At 46.3% G+C, this 11,734-nt stretch carries 8 protein-coding genes; 1 reads left to right on the top strand and 7 read right to left on the bottom strand.

Annotated features, from left to right (window positions below):
• Positions 1-88: 88 nt before the first annotated feature.
• The 7 genes from JMX95_RS08880 to rsmH all read right to left on the bottom strand — a co-directional run bounded on the left by JMX95_RS08880 (position 89) and on the right by rsmH (position 9,795).
• The gene (locus JMX95_RS08880; RefSeq protein WP_320157778.1) at positions 89-1,060 is read right to left on the bottom strand and encodes a putative RNA methyltransferase; all 972 of its coding nucleotides are present in this window, start codon (positions 1,058-1,060) and stop codon (positions 89-91) included.
• Between the two features lie 214 nt (positions 1,061-1,274).
• The gene (gene mraY / locus JMX95_RS08875; protein WP_055125376.1) at positions 1,275-2,393 is read right to left on the bottom strand and encodes a phospho-N-acetylmuramoyl-pentapeptide-transferase; all 1,119 of its coding nucleotides are present in this window, start codon (positions 2,391-2,393) and stop codon (positions 1,275-1,277) included.
• Between the two features lie 3 nt (positions 2,394-2,396).
• Positions 2,397-3,857: a UDP-N-acetylmuramoyl-tripeptide--D-alanyl-D-alanine ligase gene (locus tag JMX95_RS08870; protein WP_201560604.1), complete on the bottom strand. Its 1,461-nt coding sequence runs from the start codon at positions 3,855-3,857 to the stop codon at positions 2,397-2,399.
• Positions 3,858-3,968: 111 nt separating this feature from the next.
• Positions 3,969-5,678, bottom strand: a complete 1,710-nt coding sequence (locus JMX95_RS08865; RefSeq protein WP_201560603.1) for a UDP-N-acetylmuramoyl-L-alanyl-D-glutamate--2,6-diaminopimelate ligase — start codon at positions 5,676-5,678, stop codon at positions 3,969-3,971.
• Between the two features lie 71 nt (positions 5,679-5,749).
• The gene (locus JMX95_RS08860) at positions 5,750-7,858 is read right to left on the bottom strand and encodes a peptidoglycan D,D-transpeptidase FtsI family protein (protein WP_087813660.1); all 2,109 of its coding nucleotides are present in this window, start codon (positions 7,856-7,858) and stop codon (positions 5,750-5,752) included.
• Positions 7,855-8,352, bottom strand: coding sequence for a cell division protein FtsL (locus JMX95_RS08855; RefSeq protein ID WP_201560602.1), 498 nt, complete (start codon positions 8,350-8,352; stop codon positions 7,855-7,857). The genes JMX95_RS08860 and JMX95_RS08855 overlap by 4 nt, the downstream gene beginning before the upstream one ends.
• Before the next feature lie 243 nt (positions 8,353-8,595).
• Entirely contained in the window at positions 8,596-9,795 is a 1,200-nt protein-coding gene (gene rsmH / locus JMX95_RS08850) for a 16S rRNA (cytosine(1402)-N(4))-methyltransferase RsmH (protein ID WP_227676019.1), read from the bottom strand.
• Positions 9,796-10,114: 319 nt separating this feature from the next.
• Here rsmH and gltX point away from each other — a divergent pair, with 319 nt between their 5' ends.
• Positions 10,115-11,644 (top strand): glutamate--tRNA ligase, encoded by a 1,530-nt coding sequence (gltX, locus tag JMX95_RS08845; RefSeq protein ID WP_201560601.1) that lies wholly within the window; start codon positions 10,115-10,117, stop codon positions 11,642-11,644.
• Positions 11,645-11,734 lie beyond the last annotated feature (90 nt).

Below are 11,734 nucleotides of genomic sequence, written 5' to 3'. Positions count from 1 at the left end.
GGGCGTGTCCTCAATTCAATTGATCATATCTAAACGGGCTAAAAATGAGATAAATGTCATGAAAAAATACTAATGACCTTAAGCCATTCTATTCAGCTGCTGTCTTCTGCAAAATATAGATGACAAACTTAGCTTGTGTCGTAAAGGGTTCTGTTTCGACCGCTGCTAGTAGCGCCTGTCTTTTTTCATTAAGCGCGCGATAAGCATAAGGCGTCATGGTCATCAAATCAGCCAAATCAGCGGCTGACAACGTCATCTCGGTACTGACATGCTCCGTACCCATTAGCGTGAAATATGGAGCCAATTCATGCAAAAACTTATCCGAATCATGCTCCCGGACGTTGTCAAATAACGCTTCGCGCATCGTCGCTAGATGCCCGATATCTGGCTTGGCAATGATTAAATAACCGTCTGCAGTCAATACCTCATTGAACGCGTCTGGCAAGATAGGGCTAAAGATACTGCTAATGCCCTTTATGCTATGCGCGCGTAACGGCAAATGGGCAGCGCTGGTAACAAGCGGATAGATGACTGCCGACTTGGCTGTCGCATTAGTAACACTGTCTTTAACTTGCTGATACCAAAGACGCCCCGCCGCTTTGCTTGTTTTCGCAAGCTCTACCACAGCCGGTTTACTGATATCTGCGGCGATGAGAGTATCCATGCCTGTCTGTGCCATTGCCTGCGTGTAATATCCTTCACCGCAGCCAATATCCAACCAATTGATTGCCTTGCTATCCTTTGTAGTTATCGGCTCAATTGCTGAATCAGCGACCGACTCATTTTTCGCCAACAACTCCCTCATCTTTTGGCAAATAAGCGTCTGCAATGGCTGATAATGTCCGGCGTTTAAAAACCGTTTGCGCGCCTCGATTGATTGCTGGCTATCGCCCGGTGCTTTGGATTTTTTTTGTTGCACGGGCAATAAATTAACATAACCCTGACGTGCCACATCAAATGGATGAGCCATGTGTTTTGGGTGCAAGCTGCCATCGCAGCGCCACGTATCTGCGGCAGGCTGTAATGGTGATTGGCAAAGGGGACAAATAAATAAGCTCACAAGTATCTCAACGTCATCGCAATATGGCTGCCATTTTAACAAAATTCAGGCTTACTGCGTGATAAAAGGCGCGATAAACAATGCAGGAAAGAAAATGCGAAAAATAAACTATCAGCAACCAAACTATCAGCAACTAAAAAAAACCACCTCAACTAAAGTGAGATGGCTTTTGCATACATGATATTCATATTAATGTTCGAGCGATGTGGCTGTATTAACGCAGTTTTAAGGTCATGAGCCCAAGGATGACGAGAATAATGGCAATAATCCAAAACCTTGCCACCACTTGCGTCTCTTTCCAGCCAATTTCTTCAAAGTGATGATGCAATGGTGCCATCCGAAAGACGCGCTTTTTACGCAGCTTATACGAGCCAACCTGTAGCATGACCGACAGTGCTTCGGCGACAAATAGACCACCCATAATTGCAAAAGCAATCTCTTGACGGGTCATAACGGCAATCGTACCAAGCATCGCCCCAAGAGCAAGCGCCCCCACATCGCCCATAAATACTTGGGCTGGATGGGCATTGAACCATAAAAAACCTAGCCCTGCACCAATCATCGAACCACAGACAATGAGAACCTCGGAGTTATAGGCAATATAAGGCACATGCAAGTAATCAGCAAAGCGTACATCACCTGATACATAAGCCATCGCGCCCAAACCTGCCGCGACCAAGACCACGGGCAAAATGGCTAAACCATCCAAGCCATCGGTTAAGTTGACGGCGTTAGAAGCACCATTAATCACAAAGTAGGTAAAGATAATAAAGCCAATACCAAACGGCACTGCCGAAAAAGGAATCATCCAATCTTTAAAAATCGGTAGCAGCAAATCCTGCATCTCACGCGTGGTCGCGATATCTGGCTGCAAGGTGGCGATATAATATAAAGACACACCGACGAACAAAGCACCCATAGAAAGCCAAAAGTATTTTTTGCGAGCGATTAAGCCTTTGGGATCTTTATACTTAATTTTTAGCCAATCATCTGCCCAGCCGACCGCGCCAAAGATAATCATGACAATGAGCAAAATCCAAACGTACGGATTATTCAAACGCGCCCATAGTAAAGTGGACACGCCAATCGCACTTAAAATCAGTACTCCACCCATGGTCGGCGTACCAGTTTTCGCCAAATGCGATTGTGGACCATCATTGCGAATCGCTTGACCATATTTCAGTGCTCGCAGACGTCGAATGACACGCCCACCAAAAAACATGCTAAATGCGAGGGCGGTAATGACCGCGAGTAACGCTCGCAGTGTCAACGAAGAAACCGCAGAAAACGGCGTGTAATACTGGCCAAGCCAGCCAAACAACCAAACTAACACCGCCTACTCCTCGATTAGCGCATTGATAAGGGTTTCCATTTGCATGGAACGAGAACCTTTAAACAGCACCGTACAAGGCTGCGCCTGCTGCGCTTGCAAATACGGCTTCAAATACGCCAATAAACTGTCTTTATCGGTAAACGCATGGGCATTGATGTCAGAAACCTCTTGTGCACCCGCCACGGTAAAAGGCGCGTATTCACCAACACACAGCAGTACATTGATGCCCGTTGTTGCAATGGTACGACCCAAGCTTTGATGCTCGCTAACCGCCGCCTCTCCCAGTTCTGCGATATCGCCCAGCACCATGACTTGCGTGCCCGTTTGCGCCGCTAGTACTTTTGCTGCCGCTCGCACCGAATGCGGATTGGCATTATAGGTATCATCAATCAAGCGATGCATACCCAGTAATTGACTGTTCAAGCGCCCCTTAGCAGGACGTGCATTTTCAAGCCCGACGACGATATCACTAACATCGATATTTAGTGCATGAGCACAAGCAGCAGCGGCTAAAGCATTATTGACATTGTGCTCGCCCGCTAGTGGCAAGTTGATATCATGGACTTGATTGCCGATATGCAGCTTAAATTCACTGCGCTCAGGCTCGACATCTAAATGGCTGGCACTGACATCAGTATTACCAAAGCCAATCACGTGTGACGTATACTTTTCAGCGATACGGCGTAATTGATTGGTAAAATCATCTTTATCAGGAACGATCGCAAATTGGCTGTCATTCAAGGTATGGTAAATCTCAGCCTTGGTTTGGCAAATCCCTTCACGGCTGCCAAACTCACCCAAATGCGCCGTGCCAATATTTAAGATACACGCGACATCTGGCTTTACAATCTCGGTAGTATAAGCAATTTCGCCAATATGGTTTGCGCCAAGCTCTAGAATAGCATAGCGATGATGGTCGGATAATTCGAGCAACATCATCGGCACACCCAAGTCATTATTTAGGTTGCCACGCGTGATAAGCGTTGGGGCAAGTCTGCCAAAGATACTACCCAGCATCTCTTTACAGGTAGTCTTACCACTAGAGCCTGTGATGGCAATCACGGTCAAATTTTGATGCTGTTGACGACGATACGCAGCCAATTGTCCTAGCGCCAAACGGGTGTCGCTCACTACTAGCTGCGGAATGCTATTTGCATCAGCGGTAGCAATAGGGCGGGCGACGATAGCCGCAACCGCACCTTGCGCGATGGCAGTATCGATATAGTCGTGACCATCAAAATTATCACCCGATAACGCTAAAAATATATCACCAGGTTTTATCGTACGGGTATCGGTGGCGATACGAGTGCTCATTACATCATCTACTGAAGTGTTTTCTGAGTCGGATTCTCCGTCACTCAGCTGCCAATGCCCATCGAGTGCTGCGGTTGCTGCGAGCAGATTTTCTGCTTGCCAAACATACAGCCCTTGCGACTGAATGCTGTTATCGTTGTCGGCTGTCATAATGATTACCTTATATATGATGACTACTTATTTATTTTTTATCGTTAACGACTCATGCTTCTTAAGAAGCATATAAAATGGATGTTCGGCGCTACTATTTATTTATCAAGGCTATACGCGCCCTGCTTGTTTTAAGGCGTTTTGCAAAATAACACTATCGTCAAAATCATAACGAACATGGTTAATTTCTTGATAGGTTTCATGACCCTTGCCAGCGATAACGACAATATCATCAGGCGCTGCTTTATTGACCGCATATTCAATGGCGGTTTGGCGCGCAGGCTCAATATAGGTACGCTGATATTGCTCACTCGTCATACCAGCTTGCATATCTTGCAAAATGATATTGGGATCTTCGGTGCGTGGATTGTCTGCCGTTAACACAACTTTATCCGCGCCTGCCAATCCTGCTTGCGCCATCAAAGGACGTTTGCCCGCATCACGGTCGCCACCACAACCAAACACTGCCCACAGCTGACCCTTACAATGGGTCTTTAGGCTGGCAAGCACTTGGCTTAACGCATCTGGCGTATGCGCATAATCAACGATAAAGCAGCCATCATTAGACGGCACACGCTGCATACGCCCAATCGCACCTTGTAGCTGCGGCACCACTGCGGTAACACGCTCAAGGCTAATACCTAAAGCGACGGCAGCAGCGATGGCGGCAAGCAAATTGGCAACATTAAAGCGCCCGAGTAATGGACTGACGATACCTAAATGATTAACTTCGCCATCGCCTAAATCAGTGCGTAGGCTAATCTCAACACCTTGTAAGCTTGGTTTGATTTCAGCCGCAACAAAGGTCGCAGATTTTGATGATTCTAAACTATACGTCCAGACCGTTAAATCACTGGCATGTGCGGTGTCGAGCATAATCTGGGCATGTTCATCATCGATATTGATAATGGCATGGGTTAGATCTGGAAAATGCGCTTTATCAAACAGTCTAGCTTTTGCTGCTGCATACTCTGCCATATCGGCATGATAGTCTAAGTGGTCACGGCTAAGATTGGTATAAATCGCCACCGACACTGGCATACCTTGTAAACGCTGCTGATCCAACCCATGTGAGCTGGCTTCCAATGCCAATAACTCAGCATTCTCTGAACCCATTTGATATAAAAATTGCTGAACCGCTAAAGCATCGCCCGTGGTATGGCTCGCTTGCACCAAAGCACCAAGCCTACCATTACCTGCCGTGCCCATAACTGCGCTGCTCATACCTGTCAGCTGCGTCAACTGCGCCACCAACTGACTGATGGTGGTTTTGCCATTGGTGCCCGTCACTGCGACCACCGTTGGCAAAGTCACGGGCTGCTGATACTGCAAACGTGCTTGAATGAGTGTCCCTAAAAAATCACGAATATTGGGCACATGTAAAACAGGGCAAGGCAGTGCTGCTAATTGCTGCTGCGCTTTAGCAGTACTATCATTTGGTAAAGTGATATCGGCATGATTTGATACACTAGTCGTGTTAAGTAAAGCCGTGAGATCTATTTCTGATAGGATAAAAGCCGCATGTTCAGCGGCTTGATAGAGGTAGTCACGGCTTTTTTGACAGTTTGGTATGTGGCTTTTTAATAACACAAACACATCATTCGGCTCTAGCTGACGACTGTCTAAACGAAACTGCAGGAATGGAATATCAAGAAACGAATTGATTGGTTTTGAATCCGTTCCAATCGATGTCGTTTGAGTCGATAGTTTTTGCAATGCCTGCTCTATACCTACACCATGCCTGCTATTGCTACTACTAGATTCAGTCAGCTGCTGCAAGGTGACTGGGGTAATGCTTGGCGACGAGGGTGACAGGGTCATTGGCAAATCCTATACGGTTAAAACACATCAAATAGTTAAAAACTGAACATTTAAAAAACTTACGTTTAAGCCTATAAATCTTCCGTTTTTAACGGCTTATCTAAGGGTACATTGTATAAACGCAGCGCCTCTTTCATGACATTATGAAAGACTGGCGCGACTGTTAAACCAGCATAAATCTGACCACGTGGGTCTTCGATGAGCATCACGCCGACCAGCCTAGGGTTGGATGCTGGCGCCATACCCGCAAAAACGTTGCGGTATTGGTCAGTATAGTAGCCACCTTTTGGATTGATACGGCGCGACGTTCCTGTTTTACCAGCGACGCGATAACCGTCAATAGCAGCACCTTTAGCCGTACCACCCGGTTCGGTGACACTTTCCATCATTTGTACGATAGACATCGCTTGCTCGTGTGCCATGATACGCTTGCTTGGCTGCGGCTTGTCATCTTTAATGAGGGTCAATGGGTGCATCACACCGCCTGCCGCCAGCGCCGAATAAGCCTGCGCGACCTGAGCCAGTGTTACCTGTAGACCATAACCATAACTGACCGTTGCACGTCTTGATGTTTCTTTTTCTTTTGGTGTGACAACCAGCCCACTACCTTCCCCTGGGAACTGTAGCGGTGTCTTTGAACCAAAACCAAATTGCTTTTGCATATTGGTAATGCCATCAGCTGGTAAAGACAAAGCAATCTTAGTCGAGGCGACGTTACTAGATTTCTGTAATAGCGTTGCCATCGTGATCCGCCCTAAATTATTATGGTCACGAATGGTATAACCACGGACACGAATAGAGCCAGGATTGGTATCGATCAAGGTAGTGGCAGTATATTTTCCTGAGTCTAAAGCCGCTGCAACGGTGAATGGCTTCATCACTGAACCGGGTTCAAAGACATCGAGCAGCGCACGGTTACGCTGATTCTCACCAGTCATCTCATTCAGGTTATTAGAATTAAAAGATGGCCATGTTGACAAGGCAAGCACTTCACCCGTTTGCACATCAACAATCATGCCTGTTGACCAGCGCGCTTTTTGCAAACGCCCTGCTTTCTCTAGTTCTTTATAAAGCAAATACTGCAAGCGCGAATCAATGGTCAACGCCACATCTTTACCTGGTATTTCTGGTTCAATCTGTTTAATTTCTTTTAAACTGTTTTGTTTGGCGTCTTTTAGCACCAACACTTTGCCATCATCACCTGCCAGCTCAGTCTCATATTGGCGTTCGATACCAGCACGACCTTCGTAACCACCTTCAGGATCGCTGACATTTTGACCCATAAAACCCAATAGCTGCGAGTTTGGTTGTGGCTGCGGGTAATAACGTTGGAAAAAGTTTTTTTCATAGACGCCAGGAAAATCAAGGGTGCTGACACTTTGGGCAATCTCAGGCGTTACTTTATTCAGTAGCGGCAAATAGTGCGAGCCTGCACCCGATGGCAGCGCTGCTTTAACTGCTGCTTCATCGGTTACATCAATACTATCGTCGATAGCAGTAACTTTTTTCAGCTCAGTGACCGAAATATTCGCAGCAGCTGCAAGCGTGGTCAGATCCATATTATCCAAACGCTTTTGCATACGCGCAACGAGCTGTGGACTCTCAGGATTGGTGATAATAATACGCTTAAGCTCATAATATTCGCGCGCGTAATCATGCGGACTAAAAGAGACCGTCGCCAGTGGTGCACTGACTGCAAGTGGCAAATTATTGCGATCGGTAATCATACCTCGATAGGATTTTTGCGTGCGCACGCTAGTGATGAGCTCATCACCTTTGTCTTGATAAAACTGGGCATTGGCAACTTGTAAATAATAAGCACGGGCTATCAGCAAACCCAAGACAACCAATGCAATGACCCAAATAGTACGGAAACGGTTTTTGTCTTGCTCAAAACCGCCGCGAGAGGAAGCGCCAGACGCTTTACCCAAAAACCCTCTTTTATTTTTCAGGTTTTTGACACTGGTATAAGCGCCTTGCTCTTCACTTTTTTTCAATCGATCAAACAATTTAGCCTTACGGTTGCCAGAGGATTTTTTTTCAGCCGTACTGCCTGTTTGTCCCGATTTGGCTGCACTGGCAGGACGTAAGGGCTTAGTGACCTTACCGCTAGTTGGCTTTTTATTCGCATTTTTCGCGGTCGTTTTACCGCTATTGGCATTAGGTTTTTTATCACTCATTGTCCTGCCTCCGCTACCGTGGTATCGGTGATAGGAGCATCAGGCGATATATCCGTAGAAGCCCGTGGTTCGATAACGTCAGACTTATCCTCATCTGAGTCAGTATCGACGACTGGCACCTGTGCTGTGGCAACACCCGGCTGGATAATGAGCTTATCTTTTAGCGTCGGTGAAAACATACCCAGTTCAGCCACCGCACGGCTAGCAATTTGCGGCGTCGCACTAAAAGTCTGCTGTTCAATGAGCAAACGCTGATGTTCGACTTGCAGATTACGCTCTTGTTTTTTCATGTCTTGCAAGGTTTTATAATCCTGATGATATTGCTGAACGCCTTCGGCTGTTTTGATACCGCTCCACACAATCGCCACTGCTAACAGCAATAGCACCACTACATAGATACTAACCACATTAAATCGGCGCACAAATAGCTCGCCGATATCGGTGTTATGCGGCATTGCAGCGCGACGGTTTGCGGGTTTGTCAGATATTGCCATGACGCTCTCAAAAAGTGGACTTCAAGTATGAAAATTGGCAACTGTTTTAGAGCGGTAAGACGCTTTGTACAGCACCATCAATAAAGTAAAACCAAACGAAAAAGGAACAGCCGAGCCTAGCAGATAATGTTTACAGATTTTTAACAGCCGCGTAAGTATTCAGACTTTTATCCTACTAATTGCCAGCAACCAATCACCAGCAACGCAGCCAAACACCCTCTCTATAACATCACGCTACCTGTGCTATTGCTCGACACTGGGTAGATATTCGGTATCAGTACGAGTCGCCATGCGCAACCACGCACTACGCGCGCGTGGGTTTTGACTGGTTTCAGCTTTGCTTGGACCCACGCGTTTAGGCTTGCTAAAGTAGCGTGGACGCTTCGGCGGCATCGGCAAATTCTCATCCTCTGGATATTGCCCTTTGCTATGACGCTGCAAAAACTGCTTGATACGGCGATCCTCTAACGAGTGAAAACTAATCACTGCTAGCTGCCCGCCTGACTTTAAAATCGGAATGCTTTGTTCTAAAAAGTCGTCAACATCGCCAAGCTCATTGTTAATAAAAATGCGCATCGCCTGAAAGCTCTGAGTCGCTGGATGCTTACCACGCTGCCAATTAGGATGCGCCACTTTAATCACTTCAGCCAATGCCAAAGTAGAGTCATAACTGTCCATCTGCTTAATAGCACGGGCGATACGGCGACTATGACGCTCTTCGCCAAAATCATAAAGCACATTGGCCAAGGTTTCATCATCGACTTTTTCTAGCCACTCAGCGACCGACTGCCCACGACTGGTGTCCATACGCATATCGACCGCACCGTCACGCATAAAACTAAAACCACGACTGCCATCATCAATTTGCGGCGATGAGATACCCAAATCTGCCATTAAGCCATCAACTTGAGTGATTCCCATTGCCGTTAGACTATCCGTCAACGTCGCAAAACTATCGTGCACCACTTTTACGCGACTATCGGTCTTTGCCAATTCACGCGCGACGCTAATCGCCGTTGGATCTTTATCAAAAACAATCAAGGTTGCATCATCGGCCAACTGACTTAATAATAATCGACTATGACCACCACGCCCGAAGGTAGCATCAACGTAGACGCCACTCATCTGCAAGCTATTTTGGTTGTCACTGCTTTGTTCTGCATCGTCTGTTTGCTTAGGTAGCGCTTTGACACCCAGCACTGCTGCAACGGTTTCTTGTAACAGCACCGCATCATGGACAAAGCTCAATTCATCAGAGTTGGCTTTATCCGTGACAGACTCTTGATTCAGCTGATTAGTAGAGTCACTCTCTACCACAAAATCGTTTTCTACAGCAGACAGCTCAGCCACTGATGCAGCATTAACAGTGGCTAAAGAAGAATTCATTTTAGAATCTTGCTTAGTATTCGGCGTATTTTTTGGCTTATTATTCAATATGGACACAAACGACTCAGTAGATGACGACCATTTTGGTCAGTAAGAGTGAAAAATCAGATGAAAATAAACAAGTTATGACTTGTCTAACATTATTATCGCAAGGATACACGGGTAGTCAAGCGCTAGACGGGCATTTCGTTAAAAATATTCCATCTCTCTGTTATACTAGCGCTATATTTTACGCTATTTTTCTACATTGACGGCTATTGTTTGTGCCGTATTTTTTATTCAAACTTGTCATTCATATTTATCATTAGCATTTTTAACTGCTATTTTTTTCATTTTTCACTGCCATATTCATTAACTACCCTATTCTGAGAATTTTATGATGCAATCATCGACTTCAACTAACAGCACGCGCCCTGTCCGCACCCGCATTGCGCCATCGCCTACTGGCTTTCCGCATGTCGGCACCGCTTATATTGCCCTATTCAATTTAGCTTTTGCTAAAGCCCACGGCGGCGAATTTATTTTACGTATCGAAGATACGGATCAAACGCGCTCAACCGAACAATCTGAAAAAATGATTTTGGATGCGCTGCGCTGGGTCGGTCTCGACTGGGCGGAAGGTCCAGATATTGGAGGCCCGCATGCGCCTTATCGTCAGAGCGAGCGTAGTGATATTTATAAAAAGCACGCCGAACAGCTCATAGAAAACGATCATGCATTCCGCTGCTTTTGTACCAGCGAAGAGCTCGATGCCATGCGAGCTGCGCAAATGGCCAATGGTGAAACGCCACGTTATGACGGTCGCTGTGCCCATTTAGCACCTGAGAAAACTGCGCAATTGGTCAGTGAGGGCAAACCGCATGTCATTCGTATGCGTGTGCCTACCGAAGGCGTCTGTCAAGTACATGACATGTTACGCGGTACGGTTGAGATTCCTTGGACACAAGTCGACATGCAAGTGCTGCTAAAAACCGACGGCATGCCGACTTATCATTTAGCCAACGTTGTCGATGACCATTTGATGGACATCAGCCATGTGCTACGCGGTGAAGAGTGGCTTAACTCTGCGCCCAAGCATCAGCTGCTCTATGAGTATTTTGGTTGGGAGATGCCTGTACTTTGCCATATGCCACTGCTGCGTAACCCAGATAAATCAAAACTGTCTAAGCGTAAAAACCCAACCTCTATCACTTACTATCGTGATGCTGGTGTGCTCCCTGAAGCGTTGCTCAACTACCTCGGTCGTATGGGCTACTCGATGCCTGACGAAGCTGAGCAATTTACCTTAGAAGAGATGATTGCGAGCTTTGATATCCAGCGTGTGTCGCTCGGCGGCCCTATCTTTGATATCGAAAAACTAAACTGGCTCAACGCAGAATGGCTACGCGCGCTTACTCCTGAACAGTTAAAAAATAAAATCCTCGATTGGGCAAATAACAGTGACAAGCTTACGGCTATCGCAGCGGCGATTCAGCCTCGTATTGAGCTGTTATCTGATGCAGTTAATTGGGGTGGCTTCTATTTCCAAAACTTACCTGCTATCACTGCGGAAAGCTTTACCCATAAATCGCTCACCCCTGAGCAAATTACTGAGATGCTGCAACTAGCGCTTTGGCAGCTAGAAACCTTGCCAACGTGGTCAGAAGAAAATATCTACGCCACCTTAAAAGGTCTTGCCGCCCATCTTGATATTAAAATGCGTGACTTTATGGCACCATTCTTTATCGCTATCGCTGGTAGCACCTCATCGACGCCTGTCATGAATTCTATGGCAATTATCGGCGCTGATATGACCTTGACTCGCTTGCGCCATGCAGTTGACGTGCTTGGCGGCTTAGGTAAAAAGAAGCTAAAAAAACTTGAGAAACAAGCAGCTGAATTGCCAGACTTTTTGGCAGCTGAGTAGCGATACATGAGTCGATTTAAAAAATAATTTTATAACAGCTGTTCAAGTTATCCTAATCAATATACGATTAGGATAACTTTTTTTTGGTAA

Source organism: Psychrobacter sp. NC44 (assembly GCF_904846655.1).
Lineage (GTDB): Bacteria > Pseudomonadota > Gammaproteobacteria > Pseudomonadales > Moraxellaceae > Psychrobacter.
The sequence above is the reverse complement of the archived record's forward strand: the minus strand, read 5'-3'. Positions and strand labels throughout refer to the sequence as shown.